Genomic DNA, 25,508 nt, shown 5'->3' with positions numbered 1-25,508 from the left:
TGCCGGCGATGGCGCCCGTAAGAACAACGCAACAACCACAGGCAACAACCTGAGCAATCTACGCGTTGCCCCCTGGCGACGCGTCGCTACATAAAAACAACAGCGAGGTGTAAGCATGTCTGGCAATCGTGGTGTGGTGTATCTCGGCAATGGCAAGGTCGAGGTGCAGAAAATCGACTATCCGAAAATGCAGGACCCGCGCGGCAGGAAGATCGAGCACGGTGTCATCCTGCGCGTTGTCTCCACCAACATCTGCGGCTCGGACCAACACATGGTCCGTGGTCGCACCACCGCCCAGGTCGGCCTGGTCCTGGGCCATGAAATCACCGGTGAAGTGGTCGAGAAGGGCAGTGACGTCGAGAACCTGAAACTCGGCGACCTGGTCTCGGTACCGTTCAACGTGGCTTGCGGGCGCTGCCGTTCCTGCAAGGAACAACACACCGGCGTCTGCCTGACCGTCAACCCGGCCCGTGCCGGCGGTGCCTACGGTTATGTCGACATGGGCGACTGGACCGGCGGCCAGGCCGAATACGTACTGGTGCCATACGCCGACTTCAACCTGCTCAAGCTGCCGGATCGCGACAAGGCCATGGAGAAGATCCGCGACCTGACCTGCCTCTCCGACATCCTGCCTACGGGCTACCACGGTGCGGTCACCGCGGGCGTCGGCCCGGGCAGTAGCGTGTACATCGCCGGTGCCGGTCCGGTCGGTCTCGCCGCGGCGGCTTCGGCCCGCCTGCTGGGTGCGGCGGTGGTGATCGTTGGTGACGTCAACCCGATCCGCCTGGCCCACGCCAAGGCCCAGGGTTTTGAAATCGCCGACCTGTCCAAGGACACCCCGCTGCACGAACAGATCGCCGCGTTGCTGGGCGAGCCGGAAGTGGACTGCGCCGTCGATGCGGTGGGCTTCGAAGCCCGTGGTCACGGTCACGAAGGCGTGAAGCACGAGGCCCCGGCCACCGTGCTCAACTCGCTGATGGGCGTGGTCCGCGTGGCGGGCAAGATCGGTATTCCGGGCCTGTACGTGACCGAGGATCCGGGTGCAGTGGACGCCGCCGCGAAAATCGGCAGCCTGAGCATCCGCTTCGGCCTCGGCTGGGCCAAGTCCCACAGCTTCCACACCGGCCAGACCCCGGTGATGAAGTACAACCGCCAGCTGATGCAGGCGATCATGTGGGATCGGATCAATATCGCCGAGATCGTCGGTGTCCAGGTCATCAGCCTGGATGACGCGCCGAAAGGCTACGGCGAGTTCGATGCCGGCGTACCGAAGAAATTCGTGATTGACCCGCACAAGCTGTTCAGTGCGGCGTAAGCAGTAAAGGGCAAGACGGAAAAAGGGCGACTTCGGTCGCCCTTTTTAGTGGGTGAAATTCGGCGATCAGGCCCGCAGCCGCCAGCCCAATACGTCCATCAGATCGCAGCCATCGCGCAGGACCATCGCGGGGACTTGGAGGATGTGTTGGAAGTCGATGTCATTGGCGTTGTGCAGTTCGATGCGGGACAGGGCTTCGAGCATTTTCAGGGTGACTATTTCAGAAACAGCCTCTGATTGCTCCTGACACTTGGCTACTGGCAGAAGTATCAGGTTTTTGCCCGGCTGGGTTCAAGTACGGCGGATGGCATCGGCCAGTGAAGAATTTCGAGGGGCTTTTGGTGGAGAGACCCGCCCATTCTGGTGAAATTCCAGGCGGGGCGGGGGCTTCCACTCAGGTTCAATGCCAGATGGTCCGGAAACAACGGCGCTCTGCTTCTGTCCCTGGGGAACTGCCTGAGCGGATCGAGTGGAAGGTTTTTTAATGCCGAAGAGGTCTTTGAGATTGTTCCGGATCTTGGACATGGGCTTGGGTGCCCTCAGGATATTTCTCACACCCAACGTCAATCTGGCGGTCAGTCCCAGTATCGAAATACCGGCTCCAGCTACCGCCAGGATCTGGCCGGACTTTTTCGTCTCCTCGTTGCCCGCCAACTGCATAACCACTCCCGTGATGGACAAGGGCACCGCGATCAGGCTTGCGCGCGCGGCCCAAATCGAAGGACTGGTGCGGGCGGGTGTGTTGAAGATGGCCACCTTGAAATTGAGCATTGACGTCGCGATCGCGAGGACAGAGGGCAACCACTCGGCAAACTGTCCGGTCGGGTCCACCCTGTTCAGAGGATCGCCCAGCCCATAGGCATAAGCATTAACCCCTCCCTTGCCAAACGGACTCAGCCGATCCGGACTATTGAATCGCATCAGGACTGTATTGAACGCTCGATGGCCATTGCCCAATAAATAATGTCCAGTCACCGGATCCGCTCGTTCGCCGTTGAACCCCAGCAAACTCAGTGAGCCGTTTGTCAGTGCATGATGGCCGTAGGGGCTATAGGCGATGGCTTGGCGTTGTGCCTTGTCCAAGGTGTGCAGGACGGAGCGTTGCTGATCGGTCGCCAGCAGGGTGGTGTCGGTTGTTGTCCCCTGACGCTGTTGCTGGGCCAACAGCAGTTCTTCTTGCTGGAAGATTGAGTGGCTGATTATCCCGTGGATTTCGGTGGCCAGGCGGTCTTTCTGGTAGAAACGCTGCTGGCTCGGCAGGCTGGCCGGTGTACACGTCACCAGCCGGTCGAGTGGATCGTAGCGGTACTGGATCAGCAGGGTTCGTGGTGATGACATGGCGGTGGGTATCAGAGCGACCCGAGGTCTCTGAGCGTAGTTTCTGCGCAGGCTCAGGATTTGCCTACTGACAGAACTATCAGGTTCTTACTCGCGCCCCCGTTAAGTTACCAGGGGCGCGAACAGCGATCAGGCTCGCAGTCGCCAGCCCAGCACGTCCATCAGGTCGCAGCCATCGCGCATGACCATCGCGGGGACCTGGAGGATATGTTGGAAGTCGATGTCATTGGCGTTGTGCAATTCGATGTGAGACAGGGCTTCGAGCATTTGCGTCGCCGCGAGGAAGCGGGCGGCGGCGTTGGCGTGAAGCACATCGGTCGGGCTTTCGGCGTCGATCAGCAGGCTGGGGATCAGGCAGTCGATGGCGGTGAGGGGGATGTATTTCGTCATGGGTAAAGCCTCGGGAGTTCAGGATAGGGCTTACGCATGGGAGTTTAACGAGTCGCCAAACCCGTATCGCCAATAAGGGCGACCGGCGGACTATAAGCCGCAGGCTTCCGAGGAAGCAAGGTGGGGAATTGTTACTGATCATTCTCCTGTCGTAGGGAGGGTGATCTGAAGTTTCCAGATAGGAAGTTGTTGCCAGTTGGCCGGAAAGCCCATGGCGGCAACTTGGATGCCATGGTTGTAGATAAGGTCCTTCAAGCGCTGGCGCCAGTGATGCTGTGGGGCAATGCTATCCATTAGGTAGAGCAGAATAACCAGTGTGTTATAGACCTTGCGCGAATGTTTACTGAATTGTTGAGGTAGACCTGAAGGTTTGCTACGTGGAACTGCGGGTGTAATGGTGAAGTCGCGATTCCACAAGCGGCTATGGTGAGCGCAGGTGTTACGAACTAGCGACAGATGGCGGAGCCAGGACTCCAGGACTTTTTCATCCAGCCCATAGCTTGCGGCAATGGCCCGTCTCGTACGCATCGGTCCAAGATTGTTGTACCAGCGTGAGAGTAAACCGAGCGACATGACTTCACAGACGGCCCAGACCGCAGGCAGGCGCTCGCTGTAAGTGTCCAGGAGGTGGCGTATAAAAACTTCATCCGAGCGACGTACCTCGTCGCTCAATTTGTCCAGATTGTTTTGCCAGCGATCAGCCCTGAAGGCTAGAGACGGATCGAGGTGTGCATGCGTCCCGTGAGAATGAGCTAATTGGTAGGCCCATTGCGTGCGCACGGATACTTCAATACGTTCGATAGCGTCCAGCAGCAGTAGGCGTAGTTCCCGGTCAAAAACATAGAGATTCAGTACGCCTTCGAAGCTAGTCCCTGCACGAAAACGATGTTTGGCATGGTCATCTTCGAATGGCAGCCAATAGGCACCAAGGCGGTAGTAGTTGAGCTGCTGGAGATAGAACTCGGCTTGCACCGGATCGCCGACGGTCATGCCGCGTTGCTGCAGCAACTTAACCTGCTCAGGGAAGGAGGTAGGACGTTTACTGAAAGGCCGCTTCATTTTGTAGCGGCCTCCCGCAAAAAAGTAACCCGCCGGTTTGAGGAAGCGCTTGCGCGCAGAGCCTTGGCGGGTTTTGTTGGGCGAACTATAGGCGTAGCAGCCCGCCATGGGCAAGTCCGAGTCCCCTAAACGGTAAGGTTAAATACCTTTCCAGATGTTGCTTTACGCCGATACGAAGTGGTTTGTGTTGCTTCCCACACCTAAGATGAGCGCGATGATCTGACAAGGCCGGGATGGAGTGGAATGATGAACGCCAAGACTCACCAAAAGATGATGGCCGAAGCGCAGACCTGCTGCGTCCAAGACTGGTTGAGCGCTGTGTCGCGCTTGAATGCTCGCTTGGAGGTCTTACAGGCACCTGAAGTCGCACAAGGCTTGCGATTGTTGCTGGCAGCCAAGGGCAAGCTGAGCAGGCGACCTAAAGCGGGTTCTTCTTTCTGAGGTGACCCTTTCCCAATCGGCTATCGGGTGATCCGAGCCGCGAGCCTTGGAGCTCAAAGCGCCGCCAGCGGCCCCTGGTACAACACCGGTCCGGTCGGTTGCCCGGTTGGTGAGCCGCCCGCCGGCTCAAGGCTGACCGCCAGCACCACCGAGGTGCCGAGCAAGGCCTTATGCGCTTCGCTCAACTCGACTCGCCCCTTGCCTTCCTTCGGCACCAGCCCCAGGGACACCGGCTTGCCGTCCACTGGAATCACCCACAGTTCCAGGCTGCGGTCGGCTTGCACCGCCGCCAGGGTCAGCGGCTCCACTTGCAGGTACTCGGCATGGGCCTTGATCCGTAATGCCGGGGTTTGCGTGCCGCTGAGCAGGGTCGCGCTGGCGCTCACCGGGTCGTGGTTGTAGAGCACGCCCAGGGCCACGATCAGCACCAGCGAACAGGCCACCGCCAGGACCCGCAGCTTGCTCCAGAACGGCCGCCGCTCGGGCAGGTGCAGCCGTTGCGGATCGATCCGCGCCACAATGCCTTGCCACACACGATCCGGTACCGGCTGGTCGGGCACGGATTCGGTCAGGGCCATCAGGTTTTCCTGCCATTCGGCGACCTGGGCGCGCAGCTTGGCGTCATCACGCATCAGCTCTTCGAAGCGCCGACGCGCGGCCTTGGACATCAGGCCGATGGCGTAGTCGGCAGCCAGGGCGCGGCGCAGGCGGGGGTTCTGGTAGTTCATGATTCAAGGCACCTGCGCAGGCGTTCCATGCCACGGCGTATCCAGGATTTGACCGAGCCCAGCGGCGCGGGCAGTCGTTCGGCCAGTTCCGCGTAGGACAGGCCATGGAAGTAGGCCAGGGTGATCGACTGGCGTTGCGGGCCCTCCAGGGTTTCCAGGCAACGGTTCAGGGCACTGGACTGGCGGGCGCTGTCGAGCAGTTCTTGTGCCGATGGGCTATCGTCGGCCAGGCGCTCCGCCTGCCGATCGTCCAGGGGCACTTCGCGGAGCCTGCGCAACTGGTCGATGGCCCGGTTGCGGGTGATGTTGACCATCCAGGTCATCGGCGCCGAAAGGTGGGCCTCGTAGCGCGAGGCGTTGTTCCAGATACGCACGAAGCTTTCCTGGAGGACTTCCTCGGCCAGGTCCGCACGGCCCAGGCACCGCAGGGCCACGCCGTGCAGGCGTGGGGCGACGCTGCGATACAGCGTCTCGAATGCACGGCGGTTGCCCAGCGAACACTGGGCCAACAGCTGCCTGAGTTGTTCGGCGTCGGCGGTGGAAATGGCTGCTCTCCAGTCAATCAAAAGACGATGAATGGGCCGCGCTTTGCGCTCGTTGCCGGCTGAGGGTAGTTCACGGCAGGCGGTTGTTCCATTCATGAGGGCCTCACGGGCGGCACGACCATTGTGGGAGCCAGCTTGCTGGCGATGGCGGTCAACGATAACGCGGGGCGCCTGAAACACCCGGCGCCCTTGAGTTCATCGCCGGCAAGCCGGCTCCTACAGTAGAGCGGGAGCGGCGGCGGGGCCGGGTTCAGCCTTTGGGCAGCAGCACCTTGTCGATCACCTGGATCACGCCGTTGGACTGCATGACGTCGTAGGTGGTGATGTCGGCGGTGGTGCCTTTCTCATCCTTGATCACGATGTTGTGCGGGCCGTTCATCATCGCCCACAGCTTGCCACCGGCCACGGTGGTCAGTTCGGTCTTGCCGCCGCCGGCCTTGATGCGCTTGGCCAGCTCGGCCATGTCCAGTTTCCCGGCCACCACGTGGTAGGTGAGGATATGACTCAGGGTGCCTTTGTTTTCCGGCTTGAGCAGGTTGTCGACGGTGCCGGCGGGCAGGGCGGCGAAGGCGGCGTTGACGGGGGCGAAGACGGTGAACGGGCCCTGGCCCTTGAGGGTGCTGACCAGCCCGGCGGCCTTCACGGCGGTGACCAGGGTGGTGTGGTCGGCGGAGTTGACCGCGTTGTCGATGATGTCCTTGCTCGGCAGCATGCTTTGCCCGCCGACCGTCACGCTGTCGTGGTCCATGCTCATGCTCGCCGCCTCGGCCAGGCCGCCGAACAAGGCAAGGGTCAGCAGGCTGGCAATCAGGGGGGCTTTGATCGAAGTGCGTTTCATGATGAGGAATCCTTGTCGCTGTGAAGTCGGCCAGGGAGTCTGGCCGTGCTTGATATACGCAAGGGGGCGAGGATCGGATGCACAGGCCGCACATTCTTTTTACAGGTCCGGTGAGAGGATTAGCGGGCGGGAACAAGTCCGGCTTTTTTGACTCCAATGGCAAGTGTTCGGCGCCTGTGCCTGCTGGCGGGTGTTTTTGATGACTCTAGAGGGGTGGCAATGAAGATTTCACGCGGTGTGGTACTGGCTTCGCTCCTGACCTTCGCCGCTACGCCGGTGTTCGCGGCGTTCAGTCTGAACGACGCGGCGAATGCGGTCTCGGCCATGCAGGGCGGCCAAAGTGACAATGCGATGGCCCCGGCGGGCGGTCTGCTCAGCGCCCTGGGCTCGCTGGATGTCACCCCGGAACAGGCCGTGGGTGGCGCCGGTGCGATGCTGGGCCTGGCGAAGAACCAGCTCAGCAACAACGACTATTCGCAGTTGAGCCAGAGCGTACCAGGGCTCGACCAGCTGTCGGGTGTCGGTGCCCTGGCCGGCCTGGGCGGTTTGCTCGGCCAGTCGGATAACTCGTCGGTGGTGGGCAGCGCGCTGGGCAATGTGCAGAACATCGATGACCTGAACAAGGCCTTCGGCGCCCTGGGCATGGACAGCGGCATGGTCGGCCAGTTTGCCCCGCTGATCCTGCAATACCTGGGGCAGCAGGGTGTCGGTGGTCCGCTGCTCAACAGCCTGGGCGGTATCTGGGGCGCCGGTGGCTGAGAAGCCATCGGGCTCGAATAAAAACGCATCGAGCGGTTCAGGCCGCTCGATGCGTTTTTTTATGAGGATTGCCGAAGGTTGTCGGTCGACGGTGCCGGGTCGCTTTCGCGAAGCAAGGCAGCGATGCGCTGGTCCTTTTCGCTCCAGATCCGGTTGACCCAGTCCTGGATGCGCTGGCGGAACAGCGGGTCGTTCTCGTAGTCGCCCTGCCACAGGTCCGCGGTCAATTCGCGGGTCTGGAAGTCGATGATGACCTTGGGCAGGTTGCCGCTGATCAAATCCCAGAAGCCCGGGATCCGCTCCTGTGGATAGACCACGGTGACGTCGAGGATCGCATCCAGCTGTTCGCCCATGGCCGCCAGCACGAAGGCCACGCCGCCGGCCTTGGGTTTGAGCAGGTGGGTGAAGGGCGAGGCCTGCTCCCGGCGCTTGGCCGGGCTGAAGCGGGTGCCTTCCAGGTAGTTGACCACGGTCACCGGCTGGCGCTTGAACAGCTCGCAGGCGGCCTGGGTGATTTCCAGGTCATGGCCCTTGAGTTCGGGATGCTTGTCGAGGAAGGCCTTGGAGTAGCGCTTCATGAATGGGTAGTCCAGCGCCCACCAGGCCAGGCCGAGGAAGGGCACCCAGATCAGTTCCTTCTTGAGGAAGAACTTGAAGAATGGCGTGCGCCGGTTGAGCGTCTGGATCAGCGCCGGGATATCGACCCAGGATTGATGGTTGCAGACCACCAGGTACGACGTGTCGCCGCGCAGGCCTTCGGCGCCGCGAATATCCCAGCGGGTGGGGATGCACAGGGCGAAGATCAGCTTGTCGATCTCGGCCCAGGTTTCGGCGATCCACATCACCGCCGCGCTGGCGTAGTCGCGCAGACGACCGGGCAGGAGCAGCTTGAGCAGGGCGAAGAGCATCAGCGGGCCGAACAGCACCAGCGTGTTGAGCAAAAGCAGCAGCGTGACGAAACTGCCGGTGAGCAGGCGGTGCATACAGGGACTCTTTGAAAGCGTGAGGGCGCGCCATGATAAAGGCGACGCGGGCAGACGCCAAATCGCCTGGGCGACGCTAGGCGGGTGCTGATCAGTCCGGAGCGAACACGGCTCCCTGTAGGAGCCGGCTTGCTGGCGATGGCGGCCGTATAGTCGATTCAAGACTCACGGGCCTCATCGCTGCGATGCGGCGTCCCGACAAGCCAGCTCCTACCGGGGGAGAAGTAGGTCTGTCAGATTTGTTCATGAACCAACGCTGAAACAGCGGTCTAAAATGGCGCTCCTTGTGCGTCCACTCAAAGGTACAGCCGAAGTGAAATCCATTATTGCCCTGCTGTCTTTCCTGGCCCTGCCGGTCATGGCGGCCGAACCGACCCTCTACGGGCGCTACGAATACATCCGGTTGCCGGAAATCGGCCAGACCTTCAAGGCCAAGATGGACACCGGTGCGCTGACCGCCTCGTTGTCGGCCAAGGACATCGAGTTGTTCAAGCGCGATGGCGAGGACTGGGTGCGCTTCCGCCTGGGCACGGCGGATGCCGGCAACAAGGTCTATGAGCACAAGGTTTCACGGATCAGCAGGATCAAGACCCGTTCCGAGGAAGACGAGGACGGCGAAGCCGCCGATCCGAGCAAGCGCCCGGTGGTGGAACTGGAGATGTGCCTGGGCAATGTCAAACGCACGGTGGAGGTCAACCTGACCAACCGTAGCAGCTTCAACTTTCCGTTGCTGATCGGTGCCAAGGCCCTGCGTGAGTTCGGCGCGGCGGTGAATCCAGCCCGGCGTTATACGGCGGACAAGCCGGATTGTTGAGTGGCGCGTGTTAAAACGTGAGACGGTCGACGGAGCTTCCCTGAAAAGCAGTGGATGCTTTACAGGGAGGTTTTTTAACATCAGCCCAAGTTCTTATCGGCCTGCGGGCGAAGTGCTACGGGGACTGGGGGGGTGGAGTGTGAACAGGTCTACCTTAGCGAATTCTCTGATGTATTCGGCGCGTTTTATAATTGCGCGATGAGCGTTACCATAATTACCTATGTTCAATGAATTTGAATTGGATTTTAGATAATCTATCGCGAGATTGAAATGTGTGACATCGAGCACATACACATCATTGATCTTGATCATGTGCTTGATGCTTAGGTCTGGATATGCTCCGGAAAAATTGTACACTCCTGCTTCTTTCGCTTGTAAGTAGGCGCTTTCGAGGGTTGCTGGATCGGTGATCTTTTCTGCTCCATAGTAAAGGGTTGAAGGTGGGCGAATTGCTTCGTTTCGCTCGATGGTTTCTGCCAGATTTTTTAGTTTGGTGCGATGCCTGGCCGAATTGTTATTACGTCGAATACGCCTTTCTTCTGGGGACAGAAGCCGGCTCCCTCTGCCTCTTGGAGCGGCGCTTGCAGCTGTTTGGGCGACTGTTCCAGAGCTAGACGCAATCGGACGTGGTGGGCGTGGTGGTTTTGATAGGCCTTCGATCATTTTGGCTAATCGTTTTAAGGGGCTGTGCCCATTCGGATCTATCTGATTTACCGGGTCTCCCAGGCAATATGCATAACTATTAAATCCGCCTTCCGCAAATGGACTCAGACTGTCCGGGCTGTTGAAGCGCATCAGTACCGGATTGAAGGCGCGGTAGCCATTGCCCAGCAAATAATGTCCGGTCAGCGGGTCAGGCCTTTCGCCGTTGAATCCCAGCAAACTGAGCAAACCATTCCTGGCTGTACGTTGCCCATAAGGGCTATAGGCGCTGGGCTGCTGTTGTTGGGGGCTGAGGCAATGCAGGACTGAACGCTGGGCGTCGGTGGCCAACAAACGGCTTTCCCTTGCGCTTGCGTCCTGCTGGTGTTGCGCCAGCAGATGGTCGTCGTACTGAAATACAGTAGAGCGATTCGCGCCCTGAATTTCGTTGGCCAGGCGACTCTTGCAGTAGAAGCGCTGGAGATTCGCTTGGCTCAACGGTGCGCAGTCGACCAAACGATCCAGCGGGTCGTAGCGGTAGCGGCACAGGATGGTTTCGCGAGGGGTGATTGGCATCGGTCTGACTCCGGGCGAGGTCGAGGACACGTACACCAAGTGTTGGCTGTTTCCAGGCTCTTGCCTACTAGCAGAACTATCAGGTAACCGAGCGAGCAGCGTACAAGGCTCGCTGCTGATTGACGGAGCCGCACGCGTCCGGCACCGTTGCGCCATTAACGCCAAGTGCTCGGACGCCATGCCCCATATCCTGATTGTCGAAGACGAAGCGGCGATTGCCGATACCCTTATCTACGCCTTGCAGGGGGAGGGGTTCACCACCACCTGGCTGAACCTGGGCGGCGCGGCGGTGGAACATCAACGTGCGACACCCGCCGACCTGCTGATTCTCGATATCGGCCTGCCGGACATCAGCGGTTTCGAGGTGTGCAAGCAACTGCGGCGCTTTACCGAAGTGCCGGTGATGTTTCTCAGCGCCCGCGATGGTGAGATCGACCGTGTGGTGGGCCTGGAGATCGGCGCCGACGATTACGTGGTCAAGCCCTTCAGTCCGCGGGAAGTCGCGGCACGGGTGCGGGCGATCCTCAAGCGCGTGGTGGCCCCGGCACCGTCGCCGGTTTCCAGCGAACGCTTCCTGGTCGATCACGAGCGGGTGCAGATCAGCTATCGCAACCACCCCTTGAGCCTGACCCGTCACGAATTCCGCCTGCTCGCCTGCCTGCTGGAACAACCCGAGCGGGTGTTCAGCCGCGAGCAGTTGCTCGATGCGCTGGGCGTGGCGGCGGATGCCGGCTACGAGCGCAATATCGACAGCCATATCAAGAGCCTGCGAGCCAAGCTGCGGGCGGTGGCGGCCGATGCCGAACCGATCCAGACCCATCGCGGGCTGGGCTACAGCTACAGTTCGGGGAACAGCTGATGCCCTTGTCGATCCGGATTTTCCTGGTGTACCTGCTCTTCATCGGCCTGACCGGTTACTTCGTGCTGAACACGGTGATGAAGGAAATCCGCCCCGGCGTGCGCCAGTCCACGGAGGAAACCCTGGTGGACACGGCCAACCTGCTGGCGGAAATCCTCCACGATGACGTCAAGAACGGCACCCTCAGCCAGAGCCGCCTGCCGCAAGTGCTCAAGGCCTACGGCCAGCGCAAGCCGGCGGCGACCATCTGGGGGCTGGAGAAGAATCAGGTCAATCACCGGATCTACGTGACCGACGCCCACGGTATCGTATTGCTCGATTCCGCCGAGCAGGCGGTGGGGCAGGACTATTCGAACTGGAACGATGTCTACCTGACCCTGCGCGGCGAGTACGGTGCCCGCTCGACCCGCACGGTGGACGGCGACCCGAATTCCTCGGTGATGCATGTCGGCGCGCCGATCACCGACAACGGCCAGATCATCGGCGTGGTTACGGTGGCCAAGCCCAACAGTTCGTTGCAGCCCTACGTGGATCGCACCGAGCACCGCCTGCTCTGGTACGGCGCCGGGCTGATCGGCCTGGGCCTGTTGTTCGGTGCGCTGCTGTCCTGGTGGCTGAGCGCGGCGTTGCGGCGCCTGACCGCCTACGCCCAGGCGGTCAGCGAGGGGCGCCGGGCCGAGTTACCGCACTATCGCGGCGGCGAGATGGCGCAGTTGGCCAATGCCGTGGAACACATGCGCACGCAACTGGAGGGCAAGGCCTATGTCGAGCGCTACGTGCACACCCTGACCCACGAGCTGAAAAGCCCGCTGGCGGCGATTCGCGGGGCGGCGGAGTTGTTGCAGGGCGAGATGCCGCAGGCTCAGCGCGAACGCTTCGTCGGCAATATCGACAGCGAAAGCGCGCGGATGCAGCAGTTGATCGAGCGGCTGCTGAACCTGGCGCTGGTGGAGCAGCGTCAGGCGCTGGAGGAACAGGTCGAGGTGCCCTTGGCGAGCCTGGTGGATGAGGTGTTGCAGGCCCAGGCTGCGCGGATCGAGCGCGGGCGTTTGCAGGTGGAACAATCGATTGCGCCAGACCTGAAGGTCTTCGGCGAACCCTTCCTACTGCGCCAGGCCATCGGCAACCTGCTGGACAATGCGCTGGATTTCACGCCGACCGAGGGGGTTGTGCGCTTCAAGGCCGAGCGCCAGGGCCGGCAGCTGTGCTTCTCGCTGTTCAACCAGGCCGAGGCGATCCCCGAATATGCCCTGCCGAGGTTGAGCGAGCGCTTCTACTCCCTGCCGCGCCCGGGCAGCGGTCGCAAGAGCACCGGGCTGGGGCTGAATTTCGTCGAGGAAGTGATGAAACTGCACGGCGGCGAACTGCGGATCGGCAATGTGCCCGGCGGTGTCGAGGTCAGCCTGAGGTTTCCCTGACCCGCGCAGCATCTCCACACAGTCTCCATATTCGCCCCATCAAGCCTCCACACAGGCTGCGCAGACTCTCCCCCATACCAACAGGGAGAGACCCCATGAACCGCAGTCTGGCTATAAAACTCGGGGCGATAGCCCTACTGATGCTGTTGTTGCTGGTGCCTTTGATGATGATCGATGGGGTCATCAGCGAGCGCCAGCGCCTGCGCGACGGCGTTCTGGAAGATATCGCCCGCAGTTCCAGCTACAGCCAGCAATTGAACGGCCCGCTGCTGGTGGTGCCGTATCGCCAGACCGTGCGCGAATGGAAGACCGATGCCAAGGGTGAGCGTTACCAGCAAACCAGCGAAGTCAGTGGGCGCCTGTACTTCTTGCCGGAACGCTTCGAGCTCGACGGCAAGGTCCAGACCGAGCTGCGCGCGCGGGGCATCTATGAAGCGCGACTGTTCCACGCCAATAACCAGATCAGCGGTAGCTTCGCGCTGCCGCTGCAATTGGGCATCACCGAGGACTTTGCCGATTATCGCTTCGATGAACCGTACCTGGCGCTGGGCATCAGCGATATCCGCGGCATCGAAAACGCCCTGACCTTGCACGTGGGCAGCCAGAACCTGGAGTTCCGGCCCGGAACCCAGGTGAGTTGGCTGGGCGACGGTGTGCATGTGAACCTGCCGCGCGTCGATGGCCGGGAAGAGCAGCACATCGAGTTCGACTTCGACCTGGCGCTGCAAGGCACCGGCCAGTTGCAGGTGTTGCCGGTGGGCAAGACCAGCAACATCCATCTGGCCGCTGATTGGCCGAACCCCAGTTTTATCGGCAACTACCTGCCGGTCAGGCGCGAGGTCACCGATCAAGGCTTCAATGCCCACTGGCAGACGTCGTTCTTCTCCACCAATCTGAGTGAAGCGCTCAACAACTGCCTGGCGACCACCCACTGTGACGGCTTCAAGTCCCGTAGCTTCGGTGTGAGCTTTATCGAGCCGGTGGATCAGTACCTCAAGTCCGACCGGGCAATCAAATATGCGCTGCTGTTCATCGCCTTGACCTTTGCCGGCTTCTTTCTGTTCGAAGTGCTCAAGCGCCTGGCGGTGCACCCGGTCCAGTACGCCCTGGTCGGGGTGGCGCTGGCCGTCTTCTACCTGCTGTTGCTGTCGCTGTCGGAGCATCTTGGGTTTGGCCTGGCGTACCTGCTGTCGGCCGGGGCTTGTGTCGCGTTGCTCGGCTTCTATGTCTGTCATGTGTTGCGCAGCCTGACCCATGGCCTGGGCTTCGGCATCGGCTTCGCGGCTTTGTATGGCTTGCTGTATGGGCTGTTGAGCGCCGAGGACTATGCGTTGTTGATGGGCTCGCTGCTGCTGTTCAGCCTGCTCGGGGTGTTCATGGTGCTGACCCGCAAACTCGATTGGTACGGGATCGGCCAGGGCAAGCCCGTCGAGGCGCTGAACGTTGATGGCGGGGCTGTCCATGAGTAGGTCGCTGGGGTTGCGCGAGGATCAGCAGTGGGGGGCGGAGTTGGTGCGGTTGCTCGATGATGCCATGAGAACAGACACGATCCCTGTAGGAGCCGGCTTGCCGGCGATGAACTCAAGGGCGCCGGGGTGTTTCCAGTCCCCCCGCGTTATTGTTGACCTTCATCGCCAGCAAGCTGGCTCCTACAGGGGGATGAGGTGTGGCTTAAAAAGACGGTGACTGCCGGCGACGTTTCCATTGGTCCAGGCGTTGTTGCAGATTCAACGGGCTGTGGATCTGCTGTTGCCGCGCCCGACTGAACAGGATCAGCGCCAGTTCGGCGGTGGCCAGGGCATCGGCGCTGGCGTTGTGGCGCTCTTCCACGTGCAGTTTGAAATAGCCGATCCAGTCGTCGAGCCCGGCTTCGCGCAAGGTCGCGTGTGGACATAGCAAGGGCGCCATATCGGCCACATCGAAAAACGGATGCTGCAGGCGGTAACCGAGGCTGTCTTTCAGCGCGCGCGCGAGCATGTGCTGGTCGAAGGGCGCGTGGAACGCCAGCAGCGGGCTGTCGCCGACGAACTCCATGAAGTCCAGCAATGCCTGCGCCGGATCGCTGCCGGCCGCCAGGGCACTGGGCCCCAGGCCGTGGATCAGCACGCTGGGGTTGATGCTCTGCCCGGGGCGCAGCAAGGTCCGTTCAAAGCACTGCCCCAGGTCGATGGCGCCGTCTTCGATGACCACCGCGCCGATGGACAGCACCTGGTCGCGATGCAGGTTCAGGCCGCTGGTTTCCAGGTCGACAACAATCCAGCGCTGTTCCCGCAGCGAACACCCATCCAGGGGCTTGGCGGCCGGCAGTTGCCCAACCCGCGCCAGGGTGGTGGCATCCAGGGTGGGCACGCGGGCGCTGAGCCAGGAAAACAGCTTCATAGCTGATACCGCAAGGTTAGGCTGCTTTGCAGGCGCTGCGCCTGGCGCAGGGCTTCACGCAGGATGCGCCGGTCGAGCTGGTTGAGGCTGTCCGGATCGACCCGGTTGGAATACGGCAGGTTGTGCCGGGTTTGCAACTGATGTTGTTGCAGGCGGGTCTGCTGGATGAAGTGATAGGCCTCTTCATAAGCCGCGCCGTCGAGGCGTTCGATCACGTCTTTGGCCACCAGTTGGCGCAGGCGTTCGACGGTGTTGCCGGCGTCGATGCCGTTGGCCAGTGCCAGCAGGCGGGCGCCGTCGACGAAGGGGGTCAGTCCCTGGACTTTCAGGTCCAGGGTGGCCTTGTCGTTGCCGTTGCGGGTCAGCACGAACTCGCGCAAACGCCCTACCGGCGGGCGCTGGCGCAAGGCGTTATCGGCCATCATGCGCTGGAACAGCCGGTTGTCGGCGACCTGGGCGAGGATGCCCTGGCGCAGTTGTCGGCAGCCTTGTTCGTCGCCCCAGACCACCCGCAGGTCGAAATAGATGCTCGACGCCAGCAGGTTTTCCGGCGTGGCCTCACGAATGAAAGCGGCAAAGCGCCGGGCCCATTCGGCACGGGACAGGCACAACTCGGGGTTGCCGGCCATGATGTTGCCCTTGCACAGGCTGAAGCCGCACAGTGCCAGGCTCTGGTTGATCTGCTGCGCCAGGGGCAGCAACTTGCCGCGGATCTCGGCGGCCTGGGCCGCGTCGCGCGCCTCGAAGAGGATGCCGTTGTCCTGGTCGGTGTACAGCGTCTGTTCGCGGCGGCCTTCGCTGCCGAAGCACAGCCAGCTGAACGGCACGCCCGGGTCGCCCTTGTCGGCCAGGGTCAGTTCGATCACCCGGCAGACGGTGTGGTCGTTGAGCAGGGTGATGATCTGGGTGATCTGGGTCGACGACGCACCATGGGCCAGCATGCGCTCGACCAACTGGCCGATCTCGCCGCGAATGCTGACCAGGTTGTCCAGGCGCGCCGCGCTGCGGATGGTCCGCGCCAGATGCACCAGATCGACCCGTTGCAGGGAGAACAGGTCGCGTTCGGACACCACGCCGCACAGGCGCTGCTCCTTGACCAGGCAGACGTGGGCAATGTGCCGTTCGGTCATGGCGAGCGCGGCGTCGAAGGCGCTGTGGTCCGGGGTCAGGGCGAAGGGCGCCTGGATCATGTGTCGGTCGATGGGCTGGTCGAAGTCATGGACGCCGTCGGCCACCACCTGGCGCAGATCACGCAGGGTGAAGATGCCGAGCGGGGCCTTGGCCTCATTGACCACTACGATGCTACCGACCTGTTGCTCGTGCATCAGGCTCACCGCTTCGCGCAGTGGGGTGCTCGGGCGGCAGGTCACGGGATGGCGCATCGCCAGCTCCCCCAGCCGAGTGTTGAGCGAATACTGGGTACCGAGGGTTTCCACGGCTTTGCGCTGGACCTGCTGGTTGACCTGGTCCAGCAGGCTGCTGACGCAACGCAGGGCAAAGTTGCGAAAGGTCTCGGAGGACGAGAACAGCTTGATGAACGCCGGTTTGTTCAGCAGCAGGCAGAAGGTGTCTTCGCCGGCCAGGTGTTCGGTACGGGTGGCCCGCTCGCCCAACAGCGCCGCGAGGGGGAAGCATTCGCCGGTGGTGATTTCGAAGACGGTTTCGGTACCGCCCTTGGCGGTATGCGGGCGTTCGCCGACCACTCGTCCCTGTTTGACGATATAGAAGTGTTCCACCGGACCGTCGGCGGGCTTGATGATGCTCTCGCCGGTGCCGTAGAAACGCAGCTGGCACTGCTCGACCAGATAGGCCAGATGGGCGTTCTCCATCTGGTTGAAGGGCGGGAATCGCTGCAGGAACTGCAAGGTGCCGTGGATATTCTGCAACACCGCGGTCTTCCCGGCCTGGGTGAAGGCATCCGCTTTGCTCATGACCGCTATCGCTTTTTTGTCCATTGTCAGGGGCGCGATGAATCGCTGTTGCGAGCATGGTCGGCTCCCTTCCCCAGGGTGCCCATTGGACGTAAGTCTAGGATCTGTACGAAAACAGCCTTACCTGATCGCCGCACGGCGAGTTTTCGTACAGATCCTGCGGTCTGCGAAATAGCCTACAGTTGAATAAGTAGATTCTTAACAAATATCGACTTGGAAAACTTTCCGACGAAGTGCACATTGAGCACCCGTTTAGCGATGTCTGAGCGCTGTGCCAGGGAATTGAATTGCTAAGGGATACCAGAGAGCCGTATGTCCGACCACGATATTTTGAGCGATGCCGAGCGCGAGGCCATACTGCAGGTGATGCAGGCACCTCGCTTGTCGCATCAGCGGGTCTTGATCGTCGATGACGACCAGGACGCCCGGGAGCTGCTGTCGGAAATCCTCGCCTTGCACGATATCCACTGCCTGACCGCCGCCAGTGGCGCGGCGGCCTTTGCGTTGCTGGAGTCCAATCGCAACATCGGTCTGTTGATCACCGATCTGCGTATGGCCGATGACGGCCTGGACCTGATCCGCAAGGTGCGCGAGTCGGAGCGGGCGGCGCTGCCGATCATCATCGTCTCCGGCAATGCCGATGTGCGCGATGCCATTGATGCCATGCATTTGAGCGTGGTGGATTTTCTGCTCAAGCCCATCGATACCGCGCAGTTGCTGAAGCTGGTCAAGCGTGAGCTGGGGATGGTGGTTTAGGTCGTCGAGACGGCGCCGCACACCTGTGGGAGCTGGCTTGCCAGCGATGGCGTCCGTTTAGGCGATACAAGACTCACCGGCCTCATCGCTGCGATGCGGCGTCCCGACAAGCCAGCTCCTACAAGGGGGGCGGTGTGTCGGCTGGCGTATTGAGGCATTTGTAATGAAAAAGCCCTGATCGTTACCGATCAGGGCTTTTTCTTTTCGCTATCAGCGCGGGATTACAGGCCGTTACGGGCCTTGAACTCGCGACGACGACGGTGCAGCACCGGCTCGGTGTAGCCGTTGGGTTGCTTGGTCCCCTCGATCACCAGTTCGACCGCCGCCTGGAAGGCGATATTGCTGTCGAAGTCCGGGGCCAGCGGGCGGTACAGCGCATCACCGGCATTCTGCCGGTCGACCACCGGGGCCATGCGCTTGAGGCTTTCCATGACCTGGTCCTGGGTGACCACGCCATGCCGCAGCCAGTTGGCGATGTGCTGGCTGGAGATCCGCAGGGTGGCGCGGTCTTCCATCAGGCCGACATCATGGATGTCCGGCACCTTCGAGCAACCGACACCCTGGTCGATCCAGCGCACCACGTAGCCGAGGATACCCTGGGCGTTGTTGTCCAGTTCGTTGCGGATGTCCTCGGCCGACCAGTCGGTGTTGCTCGCCAGGGGAATGGTCAGGATGTCATCCACCGAGGCGCGGGGGCGCTTGGCCAGCTCGGCCTGGCGGGCGAACACGTCGACCTTGTGGTAATGCAGCGCGTGCAACGCGGCGGCGGTCGGCGACGGCACCCAGGCGGTGTTGGCCCCGGCCAGCGGGTGGGCGATCTTCTGTTCAAGCATCGCCGCCATCAGGTCAGGCATGGCCCACATGCCTTTGCCGATCTGCGCGCGACCCTGCAGGCCGGTGCTCAAACCGATATCGACGTTCCAGTTCTCGTAGGCGCCGATCCATTTTTCGGCCTTCATGGCGGCCTTGCGCACCATCGCGCCGGCTTCCATGGAGGTGTGGATCTCGTCGCCGGTACGGTCGAGGAAGCCGGTGTTGATGAACACCACACGCTCGCTGGCGGCCTTGATGCAGGCTTTCAGGTTGACGGTAGTGCGGCGCTCCTCGTCCATGATCCCGACTTTCAGGGTGTTGCGCGGCAGGTTCAGGACGTCTTCGATGCGGCCGAACAGCTCGTTGGTGAACGCCGCTTCTTCCGGGCCGTGCATCTTCGGCTTGACGATGTAGACCGAGCCGGTGCGGCTGTTCTTGCGCACGGTATTGCCATTGAGGCTGTGGATCGCCGCGAGGCTGGTGACCAGGCCGTCGAGGATGCCTTCGGGGACTTCGTTGCCGTGGCTGTCGAGGATCGCGTCGATGGTCATCAGGTGACCGACGTTGCGCACGAACAGCAGCGAGCGACCGTGCAGGCTCAGTTCACCGCCATCGACGGCGGTGTAGGTGCGGTCGGCGTTCATGGTGCGGGTGAAGGTGGTGCCGCCCTTGGCGACCTGTTCCGCCAGGTCGCCCTTCATCAGGCCGAGCCAGTTGCGGTAGATCACCACCTTGTCATCGGCATCGACGGCGGCGACCGAGTCTTCGCAGTCCATGATGGTGGTCAGGGCCGCTTCCATCAGCAGGTCCTTCACGCCGGCGGCGTCGGTCTGGCCGATCGGGCTGCTGGCGTCGATCTGGATTTCGAAGTGCAGGCCGTTGTGCTTCAGCAGGATGGCGCTCGGGGCCGCCGCGTCGCCCTGGAAGCCGATGAGCTGGGCATCATTGCGCAGACCGCTGTTGGTGCCACCCTTGAGGCCGACCACCAGCTTGCCGTCGACGATCTTGTAGCCCACGGAGTCGACGTGGGAGCCGGCGGCCAGGGGCGCGGCTTCGTCGAGGAAGGCGCGGGCGAAGGCGATGACCTTGTCGCCACGGACCTTGTTGTAGCCTTTGCCTTTTTCCGCGCCGTCGGCTTCGCTGATGGCATCGGTGCCATAGAGCGCGTCATACAGCGAACCCCAGCGGGCGTTCGAGGCGTTGAGGGCGAAACGCGCGTTCATCACCGGCACCACCAGCTGTGGACCGGCCATGCGGGCGATTTCGTCGTCGACGTTCTGGGTAGTGGCCTGGAAATCCGCTGCTTCTGGCAGCAGGTAACCGATGTCTTGCAGGAAGGCTTTGTAAGCCACGGCGTCATGGGGCTGGCCGGCCCGGGACTGGTGCCAGGCATCGATGCGGGCCTGGAAATCATCGCGTTTGGCGAGTAGGGCTCGGTTCTTCGGCGCCAGGTCGTGGATGACCTTGTCGGCACCGGCCCAGAACTGGTCGGCGGTCAGACCGGTACCGGGAATGGCTTCGTTGTTCACGAAGTCGAACAGGACTTTGGCGACCTGAAGGCCACCGACTTGAACGTGTTCAGTCATTGCTTGCCTCACTCTGCTCAGCTATTCAGCTCTTCTATTTAAAGCCTTGCGCGCTTCTCTCAACACAGTACCAGAACATGCCCTTGCGGGCGGCTGGGCGAACCCCGCCAACGCGAGCGGGCGGGGCTTTGCGTGCTTTGGCAGGCACTCGGGCAGATATCGTTGCAACGTTATGTAGTGCGTGCTGGCGCATACTACATGATGCATTGCGGTTGTGAAAATCAGACTAAATACGTCGTTTCGCGACCAGTGGGTTCTGTCTGGTCATGCCGCGGGCGTTGATGTTCTCAAGAAATGCATGGATTGTTCCATACAAATATAAAAATCGTACACGATTTTCCTTTGCGGTCTTCCCGCGACCGACCGCACGGCGCCCGACAAGGGCCGTGCCTATACTGGATCAACCAACAAGAGGGCTATCCCGTGGACCATCTCGTACTGACTGTATTCGCACCCGACAAGGCCGGCCAGGTCGAACAGATTGCCCTGTGTGTCGCCAAGCACGGTGGCAACTGGCTGGAAAGCCGTATGTCTGGCCTGGCCGGGCAATTTGTCGGGATTGTCCGGGTCGAGGCGCCGGCCGAGGCTCATGACGAGTTGATCAAGGCACTCCAAGCCCTCGCCAGCCAAGGTATTCAGATCCAGGTGATTCCCGGCGGTGGTGAAACCCCAGGCCGCTGGAAGCCCATCGCGATGGAACTGGTGGGCAATGATCGTCCGGGCATCGTGCGGGACATCACCCGCCTGCTGACTGAACAGGGGATCAATCTGGAGCAACTGGTGACCGATGTGAGTCCCGCACCGATGAGCGGCGACCCGCTGTTCCATGCCGAGGCGATCCTGGCGGTGCCGTTTGACCTGCCGCTGGAAACCTTGCAGTCGAGCCTGGAAACCCTGGCCGATGAGCTGATGGTGGAGTTGATGTTGCGCAGCGAGGAAGAATGAAGCGGGTTATCCAGTTTTAACGGGGACGGCCCTGTGGATAACCTGGGGAGACACGGCGCCCGGCCAGGCCGGCCGGGGCTTTCCAGGATATGAGCAAAAAACGAGCAGTTTCAAGGGCTTGTGCACAAACGGCGTGGACCGGCTTGTGGATAACCTTGGGGTAGAAGCCTGCAGCCCACGTGGAGCAAGGCTTACAGACTTCTGTGCGTTTTTTGATCAGCTGCGCTTGCGCAGGCTGAGCCAGATGTCGGCGCTGTACACCACCAGGCCAGCCCAGATGAACATGAACGCCACCAGGTTGCTGGAGGACAGATGTTCGCCGAACAGCAGCACGGCTTGCAGCAGCACCAGGGTCGGTGCCAGGTATTGCAGGAAACCCAGAGTGGTGTAGGGCAGGTGACGCGCTGCCGCATTGAAGCTCACCAGCGGGACCAGCGTGACCGGACCGGCGGCGATCAGCCACCAGGCTTGCGAGCTGCTCCAGAATTCGGCCTGGGCGCTGCTGGCCAGCGGGTGCAGCAACAGCCAGCCAATGGCGATGGGCACCAGCATCCAGGTTTCCACCACCAGCCCCGGCAGGGCCTTGACCGGTGCCTGCTTGCGGATCAGCCCGTAGAAGCCGAAGGTCAGCGCCAGCACCAGCGACACCCAGGGCAGGCTGCCGACCTGCCAGACCTGTTGCGCCACCCCCACGGTGGCCAGGCCCACGGCGATCCATTGCAGGCGGCGCAGGCGTTCGCCCAACAGCAGCATGCCCAGCAGTACGTTGACCAACGGGTTGATGTAGTAGCCCAGGCTGGCCTCGAGCATGCGTCCGTTGTTGACCGACCAGACATAGGTCAGCCAGTTGGCGGCGATCAGCGTCCCGCTCAGCGCCAGGATCGCCAGGCGGCGCGGGTTGTCCCGTAGTTCGCGCCACCAGCCCGGGTGCTTCCACACCACCAGCAGCAGGGTGCCGAACAGCGCGGACCAGAGCACGCGGTGGATGATGATCTCGACGGCCGGCACGGCGGCGATGGCTTTGAAGTAGAGCGGGAACAGGCCCCAGATGATGTAGGCGGTGAGGCCAAGGATGTACCCGCGACGCGGGTTGGCGGCTTGCATGCAGAGTCCTTGCTTAGGCTGCTAACTAATTGTCGTTTTTTGTGTGGCGGTCTTGGCTGAAAATCCTGCCACAACCGTCAGAATAATTTCAGCGGTTCTTCGTCCAGGGCGGCTAATTGTTCGCGCAACGCCAGCACCTGGTCGCCCCAGTAGCGTTCGCTGCCGAACCACGGGAAGCTGCGGGGAAACGCCGGGTCGTCCCAGCGCCGGGCCAGCCAGGCGCTGTAGTGCATCAGGCGCAAGGCGCGCAGGGGTTCGATCAGCGCCAGTTCGCGGGGATCGAAGTCGTGGAACTCGCTGTAGCCGTCCATCAGCTCCGACAGTTGGCCGAGGCATTCCTGGCGGCTGCCTGCGAGCATCATCCACAGGTCCTGCACCGCCGGGCCCATGCGGCAGTCATCGAGGTCGACGATGTGGAACATCTCGTCACGGCACATCATGTTGCCGGGGTGGCAGTCACCGTGCATGCGGATGTTCTGGTGCGGGGTTTCGGCGTAGACCTGTTGCACCCGCTTGAGCAGGTCGCGGGCCACGGACTCGTAGGCCGGCAGCAGGCTGCGGGGAATGAAGTCGCCTTCCAGCAGGGTGGCCAGCGAGTCCTCGCCGAAGTTCTTCACGCCCAGGGCTTCGCGGTGTTCGAACGGACGGGCGGCGCCCACGGCGTGCAGGCGCCCGAGCAGTTGTCCGAGGCGATAGAGCTGGTCGAGATTGCCCGGCTCCGGGGCCCGGCCACCCCGGCGGGGGAACAGGGTGAAGCGAAAACCGGCGTGTTCGAACAGGCTCTCGCCGTTGTGGATCAGCGGGGCGACGACCGGGACTTCGCATTCGGCCAGTTCGAAGGTGAAGCGGTGTTCCTCGAGAATGGCCTCGTTGGTCCAGCGTTGCGGGCGGTAGAACTTGGCGACCAGCGGTTCGCCGTCTTCGATGCCCACCTGATAGACACGGTTTTCGTAGCTGTTGAGGGCCAGGACCCGGGCGTCGCTGAGAAAGCCAATGCTTTCCACGGCGTCGAGCACCAGGTCGGGGGTGAGTGTTTCAAACGGGTGAGACATGCTGACTCCTGCGGGCGGCAGGCGGCCGCGTCCGACCCAGCATGTTAACGCAGACGGGGTGGCAGGTGTGGCGGCTGTTGGTCTTGTGTGGCTATGCCGAGGAGCAGCGCGGTCTTTGTGGGAGCCGGCTTGCTGGCGATGAGGCCAGTGAGTCTTGCATAGACTGATCGGCCGCCATCGCCAGCAAGCCGGCTCCCACAAGTTTCGTGGCGCTTTCGAGTTGAGCGCCGGGCTATCAGGCGCCGATGATCCCGCCATCCTCCCGACGGATCGCCATCACCGAGGAGCGCGGCTTGCCGTTCGGCAAATGCTCGGGGAAGGTCGAGTGGCCGCTTTCACCGGGATGCTGGATGCCGACGAACAAGGTCTTCTGGTCCGGCGAGAAGCTGATGCCGGTCACTTCGCAACCCACCGGACCCACCATGAAACGGCGGATTTCGCCGCTGGCCGGATCGGCGCAGAGCATCTGGTTGTTGCCCATGCCGGCAAAATCCCCGGCGTTGCTGTAGTCGCCGTCGCTGAGGATCCACAGCCGTCCGGCCTGGTCGAAACCCAAACCGTCCGGGCTGTTGAACATGTTCTGCGGGGTGATGTTGGACGAGCCGGCCTTGGCCGTGCCGGGATGCACGCTGGGGTTGCCCGCGACCACGAACAGGTCCCAGCCGAAACGGTCCGCCCCATGGTCATCGCCCAGGGCCTGCCAGCGCAGGATCTGTCCGTAGACGTTCTTCTCCCGAGGATTCGGGCCGCCGGCCGGCATGCCGTCGTCGCCGCGCTTGGAATTGTTGGTCAGGGTGCAGTAGACCTGGCCGTCGATGGGGCTGACGACGATCCACTCCGGACGGTCCATGCGCGTGGCCTCGACCACGCTGGCCGCCAGGCGGGCGTGAATCAGCACTTCGGCCTGGCTGGCGAAACCGCTGGCGGCGTCGATGCCGTTCTTGCCGAAGGTCAGCTCGACCCATTCCCCCGAACCCTTCGGACGATCCGGGTGGCCGTCGCTGTTGTCGAAGCGAGCCACGTAGAGCGTGCCATGGTCCAGCAGGTCGCGGTTGGCCTTGGGGTTCTTGTGGTCGATCCTGTCGCGGCTGATGAACCTGTAGATGAACTCGCCGCGCTCGTCGTCGCCCATGTAGGCCACGGCACGACCGTCACGGGTTTCGGCCAGGGCCGCGTTCTCGTGCTTGAAACGGCCCAGGGCGGTGCGCTTGACCGGCGTGGACTGCGGGTCGAACGGGTCGATTTCCACCACCCAGCCGTGACGGTTCAGTTCGTTGGGGTTCAGGGCCATGTCGAAGCGCGGGTCAAAGGCGTGCCAGTTGATCTCTTTGCTGCCGGTCACGACGCCATAGCGCTTTTGCGCGGCATCGAACTTGTGTTCGGCATGGCTGCTGCCGAAGCAGTCGGTGAAGTTCTCTTCACAGGTCAGGTAGGTGCCCCACGGCGTCTTGCCGTTGGCGCAGTTCTGGAAGGTGCCGAGGACCTTGCGGCCCAGTTTGTCGGCCTGGGTCTGCAGCCAGGGATGGCCGGCTGCCGGGCCGCCGAATTTGATCGGGGTGTTGCCGTGGATCCGCCGGTTATAGGACGAACCCTGGACGAAGTGCCATTGGTCGTCCTTGCGCTGTATTTCGATCACCGACACGCCCTCGCTGGCCTGGGCCTTGCGCACGTCTTCGAGGGATTGCGGCTGGCCGCCGTGGGCGTAGAGGTAGCGGTAGTTGGTGTATTCGTTGTTGATCGCCAGCAGCGCGCGGTTGTCGTCGCCGGGGAAGGGGAACAGGCTCATGCCGTCGTTGTTGTCGCCGAACTGGACTTCCTGGGCCTTGGCGGTGCCGTTGCCGCTCGGGTCGAAGGCCGGGCCCTGCTTGGCCAGCGGCTGGCCCCAACTGATCAGCACCGACGCGCTGTAGCCGGGTGGCAGGGTCAGGGTGTCGCGGGTGGCGGCGGCGATGCTGTCGAAGCCCAGTAGCTTGCCTGGGGCGGCGTTGACGCCGGCCGCCATCACGCTGCGGGTCAGCAGGTTGCCGCCGAGGAACATCGCCGCGCCGCACAAGGCGCCGGCACTGATAAAGCCGCGACGGCTGAGGCCGACCATCTGTTCCAGGTCGGTCGGTTGGTTTTCTTCCAAAAGGTTCATGATCAGGCTCCCTGCGGGTCAGGGGGTCACCTTAGTAATGCCGTATGACGGATTTGTTGCAGGAAAAGCGGGGGATCGCGGCGCGATCGATCGCCAGCAA

24 protein-coding genes are annotated in these 25,508 nt (G+C 62.1%); 9 read left to right on the top strand and 15 right to left on the bottom strand.

Features of this window, described 5'->3' with window-relative positions; genetic code table 11:
- The first annotated feature begins 115 nt into the window (after window positions 1–115).
- The gene (gene fdhA, locus UCMB321_RS24935) at window positions 116–1,315 is read left to right on the top strand and encodes a formaldehyde dehydrogenase, glutathione-independent (protein WP_040071332.1); all 1,200 of its coding nucleotides are present in this window, start codon (window positions 116–118) and stop codon (window positions 1,313–1,315) included.
- A 66-nt stretch (window positions 1,316–1,381) separates the two neighbouring features.
- On the opposite strand, the gene UCMB321_RS31105 is transcribed toward fdhA, so the two are convergent.
- From UCMB321_RS31105 to UCMB321_RS24920, 4 genes are all read right to left on the bottom strand, one after another.
- Complete coding sequence (locus UCMB321_RS31105; protein WP_167337462.1) at window positions 1,382–1,519, bottom strand: hypothetical protein; 138 nt, start codon at window positions 1,517–1,519, stop codon at window positions 1,382–1,384.
- 87 nt (window positions 1,520–1,606) lie between these two features.
- Window positions 1,607–2,653 carry an RHS repeat-associated core domain-containing protein gene (locus UCMB321_RS29600; protein ID WP_052451357.1) on the bottom strand — a complete coding sequence of 349 codons (1,047 nt, stop codon included), beginning with the start codon at window positions 2,651–2,653 and terminating at the stop codon, window positions 1,607–1,609.
- Window positions 2,654–2,782: 129 nt separating this feature from the next.
- A complete protein-coding gene (locus tag UCMB321_RS24925) occupies window positions 2,783–3,043 on the bottom strand; it encodes a hypothetical protein (RefSeq protein ID WP_040071331.1) in 261 nt (86 codons plus the stop codon).
- A gap of 138 nt (window positions 3,044–3,181) precedes the next feature.
- A complete protein-coding gene (locus tag UCMB321_RS24920) occupies window positions 3,182–4,210 on the bottom strand; it encodes an Abi family protein (protein ID WP_245220848.1) in 1,029 nt (342 codons plus the stop codon).
- Between the two features lie 138 nt (window positions 4,211–4,348).
- Here UCMB321_RS24920 and UCMB321_RS24915 point away from each other — a divergent pair, with 138 nt between their 5' ends.
- Window positions 4,349–4,543 carry a hypothetical protein gene (locus tag UCMB321_RS24915; protein ID WP_052451356.1) on the top strand — a complete coding sequence of 65 codons (195 nt, stop codon included), beginning with the start codon at window positions 4,349–4,351 and terminating at the stop codon, window positions 4,541–4,543.
- 53 nt (window positions 4,544–4,596) lie between these two features.
- Here the strand turns inward: UCMB321_RS24915 and UCMB321_RS24910 are convergent, their stop codons facing one another.
- The 3 genes from UCMB321_RS24910 to UCMB321_RS24900 form a co-directional block, all read right to left on the bottom strand.
- Window positions 4,597–5,271, bottom strand: coding sequence for an anti-sigma factor (locus UCMB321_RS24910; RefSeq protein ID WP_040071329.1), 675 nt, complete (start codon window positions 5,269–5,271; stop codon window positions 4,597–4,599).
- On the bottom strand, window positions 5,268–5,912 hold the full coding sequence (locus tag UCMB321_RS24905; protein ID WP_040071328.1) for a sigma-70 family RNA polymerase sigma factor: 645 nt from the start codon (window positions 5,910–5,912) through the stop codon (window positions 5,268–5,270). The genes UCMB321_RS24910 and UCMB321_RS24905 overlap by 4 nt, the downstream gene beginning before the upstream one ends.
- Before the next feature lie 154 nt (window positions 5,913–6,066).
- Window positions 6,067–6,654: a fasciclin domain-containing protein gene (locus UCMB321_RS24900; protein ID WP_040071327.1), complete on the bottom strand. Its 588-nt coding sequence runs from the start codon at window positions 6,652–6,654 to the stop codon at window positions 6,067–6,069.
- 219 nt (window positions 6,655–6,873) lie between these two features.
- Here UCMB321_RS24900 and UCMB321_RS24895 point away from each other — a divergent pair, with 219 nt between their 5' ends.
- Window positions 6,874–7,413 carry a DUF2780 domain-containing protein gene (locus UCMB321_RS24895; protein ID WP_040071326.1) on the top strand — a complete coding sequence of 180 codons (540 nt, stop codon included), beginning with the start codon at window positions 6,874–6,876 and terminating at the stop codon, window positions 7,411–7,413.
- Between the two features lie 59 nt (window positions 7,414–7,472).
- Here the strand turns inward: UCMB321_RS24895 and UCMB321_RS24890 are convergent, their stop codons facing one another.
- Window positions 7,473–8,396: an acyltransferase gene (locus UCMB321_RS24890; RefSeq protein WP_052451355.1), complete on the bottom strand. Its 924-nt coding sequence runs from the start codon at window positions 8,394–8,396 to the stop codon at window positions 7,473–7,475.
- Between the two features lie 313 nt (window positions 8,397–8,709).
- Here UCMB321_RS24890 and rloA2 point away from each other — a divergent pair, with 313 nt between their 5' ends.
- Window positions 8,710–9,210: a retropepsin-like aspartic peptidase RloA2 gene (rloA2, locus tag UCMB321_RS24885; RefSeq protein WP_040071420.1), complete on the top strand. Its 501-nt coding sequence runs from the start codon at window positions 8,710–8,712 to the stop codon at window positions 9,208–9,210.
- 93 nt (window positions 9,211–9,303) lie between these two features.
- Here rloA2 and UCMB321_RS30350 read toward each other — a convergent pair whose 3' ends face one another.
- The gene (locus UCMB321_RS30350; RefSeq protein ID WP_084615156.1) at window positions 9,304–10,428 is read right to left on the bottom strand and encodes an RHS repeat-associated core domain-containing protein; all 1,125 of its coding nucleotides are present in this window, start codon (window positions 10,426–10,428) and stop codon (window positions 9,304–9,306) included.
- A 178-nt stretch (window positions 10,429–10,606) separates the two neighbouring features.
- Between UCMB321_RS30350 and creB the strand changes: the two genes are divergently transcribed.
- The 3 genes from creB to creD all read left to right on the top strand — a co-directional run bounded on the left by creB (window position 10,607) and on the right by creD (window position 14,174).
- Entirely contained in the window at window positions 10,607–11,287 is a 681-nt protein-coding gene (creB, locus tag UCMB321_RS24875) for a two-component system response regulator CreB (protein ID WP_040071324.1), read from the top strand.
- Window positions 11,287–12,705: a two-component system sensor histidine kinase CreC gene (gene creC / locus UCMB321_RS24870; RefSeq protein ID WP_040071323.1), complete on the top strand. Its 1,419-nt coding sequence runs from the start codon at window positions 11,287–11,289 to the stop codon at window positions 12,703–12,705. Before creB ends, creC begins: the two co-directional genes overlap by 1 nt.
- Before the next feature lie 95 nt (window positions 12,706–12,800).
- Window positions 12,801–14,174, top strand: coding sequence for a cell envelope integrity protein CreD (gene creD, locus UCMB321_RS24865; protein WP_040071322.1), 1,374 nt, complete (start codon window positions 12,801–12,803; stop codon window positions 14,172–14,174).
- A gap of 202 nt (window positions 14,175–14,376) precedes the next feature.
- Here creD and UCMB321_RS24860 read toward each other — a convergent pair whose 3' ends face one another.
- Both UCMB321_RS24860 and UCMB321_RS24855 read right to left on the bottom strand, forming a co-directional pair.
- Window positions 14,377–15,084, bottom strand: a complete 708-nt coding sequence (locus UCMB321_RS24860; RefSeq protein ID WP_040071321.1) for a 3'-5' exonuclease — start codon at window positions 15,082–15,084, stop codon at window positions 14,377–14,379.
- On the bottom strand, window positions 15,081–17,015 hold the full coding sequence (locus tag UCMB321_RS24855; RefSeq protein WP_209437207.1) for a putative nucleotidyltransferase substrate binding domain-containing protein: 1,935 nt from the start codon (window positions 17,013–17,015) through the stop codon (window positions 15,081–15,083). The genes UCMB321_RS24860 and UCMB321_RS24855 overlap by 4 nt, the downstream gene beginning before the upstream one ends.
- 312 nt (window positions 17,016–17,327) lie before the next feature.
- Between UCMB321_RS24855 and UCMB321_RS24850 the strand changes: the two genes are divergently transcribed.
- The gene (locus tag UCMB321_RS24850; protein WP_040071319.1) at window positions 17,328–17,771 is read left to right on the top strand and encodes a response regulator; all 444 of its coding nucleotides are present in this window, start codon (window positions 17,328–17,330) and stop codon (window positions 17,769–17,771) included.
- 221 nt (window positions 17,772–17,992) lie between these two features.
- Here the strand turns inward: UCMB321_RS24850 and UCMB321_RS24845 are convergent, their stop codons facing one another.
- The gene (locus UCMB321_RS24845; RefSeq protein WP_040071318.1) at window positions 17,993–20,170 is read right to left on the bottom strand and encodes a malate synthase G; all 2,178 of its coding nucleotides are present in this window, start codon (window positions 20,168–20,170) and stop codon (window positions 17,993–17,995) included.
- 423 nt (window positions 20,171–20,593) lie between these two features.
- On the opposite strand from UCMB321_RS24845, the gene UCMB321_RS24840 reads away from it, so the two are divergent.
- The gene (locus UCMB321_RS24840) at window positions 20,594–21,115 is read left to right on the top strand and encodes a glycine cleavage system transcriptional repressor (protein WP_040071317.1); all 522 of its coding nucleotides are present in this window, start codon (window positions 20,594–20,596) and stop codon (window positions 21,113–21,115) included.
- A 216-nt stretch (window positions 21,116–21,331) separates the two neighbouring features.
- Here UCMB321_RS24840 and rarD read toward each other — a convergent pair whose 3' ends face one another.
- The 3 genes from rarD to UCMB321_RS24825 all read right to left on the bottom strand — a co-directional run bounded on the left by rarD (window position 21,332) and on the right by UCMB321_RS24825 (window position 25,408).
- Window positions 21,332–22,219, bottom strand: a complete 888-nt coding sequence (gene rarD / locus UCMB321_RS24835; protein ID WP_040071316.1) for an EamA family transporter RarD — start codon at window positions 22,217–22,219, stop codon at window positions 21,332–21,334.
- A gap of 77 nt (window positions 22,220–22,296) precedes the next feature.
- On the bottom strand, window positions 22,297–23,271 hold the full coding sequence (locus tag UCMB321_RS24830; RefSeq protein WP_040071315.1) for a serine/threonine protein kinase: 975 nt from the start codon (window positions 23,269–23,271) through the stop codon (window positions 22,297–22,299).
- A gap of 235 nt (window positions 23,272–23,506) precedes the next feature.
- Complete coding sequence (locus UCMB321_RS24825) at window positions 23,507–25,408, bottom strand: PhoX family protein (protein WP_040071314.1); 1,902 nt, start codon at window positions 25,406–25,408, stop codon at window positions 23,507–23,509.
- Window positions 25,409–25,508: the final 100 nt, after the last annotated feature.

This window comes from Pseudomonas batumici (assembly GCF_000820515.1).
In the GTDB taxonomy this organism is placed as follows: Bacteria; Pseudomonadota; Gammaproteobacteria; order Pseudomonadales; family Pseudomonadaceae; genus Aquipseudomonas; species Aquipseudomonas batumici.
Note: the sequence above shows the minus strand (reverse complement) of the source record. Positions and strands in the feature narration are given on the sequence as shown.

Coding starts and splice junctions, on each gene's coding strand:
- UCMB321_RS24915 (WP_052451356.1), top strand. CDS start 4,349: ATGAACGCCAAGACTCACCAAAAGATGATGGCCGAAGCGCAGACCTGC.
- UCMB321_RS24920 (WP_245220848.1), bottom strand. CDS start 4,210: ATGGCGGGCTGCTACGCCTATAGTTCGCCCAACAAAACCCGCCAAGGC.
- UCMB321_RS24925 (WP_040071331.1), bottom strand. CDS start 3,043: ATGACGAAATACATCCCCCTCACCGCCATCGACTGCCTGATCCCCAGC.
- UCMB321_RS24830 (WP_040071315.1), bottom strand. CDS start 23,271: ATGTCTCACCCGTTTGAAACACTCACCCCCGACCTGGTGCTCGACGCC.
- UCMB321_RS31105 (WP_167337462.1), bottom strand. CDS start 1,519: ATGCTCGAAGCCCTGTCCCGCATCGAACTGCACAACGCCAATGACATC.
- UCMB321_RS24860 (WP_040071321.1), bottom strand. CDS start 15,084: ATGAAGCTGTTTTCCTGGCTCAGCGCCCGCGTGCCCACCCTGGATGCC.
- fdhA (WP_040071332.1), top strand. CDS start 116: ATGTCTGGCAATCGTGGTGTGGTGTATCTCGGCAATGGCAAGGTCGAG.
- rarD (WP_040071316.1), bottom strand. CDS start 22,219: ATGCAAGCCGCCAACCCGCGTCGCGGGTACATCCTTGGCCTCACCGCC.
- UCMB321_RS24910 (WP_040071329.1), bottom strand. CDS start 5,271: ATGAACTACCAGAACCCCCGCCTGCGCCGCGCCCTGGCTGCCGACTAC.
- UCMB321_RS24900 (WP_040071327.1), bottom strand. CDS start 6,654: ATGAAACGCACTTCGATCAAAGCCCCCCTGATTGCCAGCCTGCTGACC.
- creC (WP_040071323.1), top strand. CDS start 11,287: ATGCCCTTGTCGATCCGGATTTTCCTGGTGTACCTGCTCTTCATCGGC.
- UCMB321_RS29600 (WP_052451357.1), bottom strand. CDS start 2,653: ATGTCATCACCACGAACCCTGCTGATCCAGTACCGCTACGATCCACTC.
- UCMB321_RS24905 (WP_040071328.1), bottom strand. CDS start 5,912: ATGAATGGAACAACCGCCTGCCGTGAACTACCCTCAGCCGGCAACGAG.
- creB (WP_040071324.1), top strand. CDS start 10,607: ATGCCCCATATCCTGATTGTCGAAGACGAAGCGGCGATTGCCGATACC.
- UCMB321_RS24895 (WP_040071326.1), top strand. CDS start 6,874: ATGAAGATTTCACGCGGTGTGGTACTGGCTTCGCTCCTGACCTTCGCC.
- UCMB321_RS30350 (WP_084615156.1), bottom strand. CDS start 10,428: ATGCCAATCACCCCTCGCGAAACCATCCTGTGCCGCTACCGCTACGAC.
- UCMB321_RS24845 (WP_040071318.1), bottom strand. CDS start 20,170: ATGACTGAACACGTTCAAGTCGGTGGCCTTCAGGTCGCCAAAGTCCTG.
- creD (WP_040071322.1), top strand. CDS start 12,801: ATGAACCGCAGTCTGGCTATAAAACTCGGGGCGATAGCCCTACTGATG.
- UCMB321_RS24855 (WP_209437207.1), bottom strand. CDS start 17,015: ATGAGCAAAGCGGATGCCTTCACCCAGGCCGGGAAGACCGCGGTGTTG.
- UCMB321_RS24890 (WP_052451355.1), bottom strand. CDS start 8,396: ATGCACCGCCTGCTCACCGGCAGTTTCGTCACGCTGCTGCTTTTGCTC.
- UCMB321_RS24825 (WP_040071314.1), bottom strand. CDS start 25,408: ATGAACCTTTTGGAAGAAAACCAACCGACCGACCTGGAACAGATGGTC.
- UCMB321_RS24850 (WP_040071319.1), top strand. CDS start 17,328: ATGTCCGACCACGATATTTTGAGCGATGCCGAGCGCGAGGCCATACTG.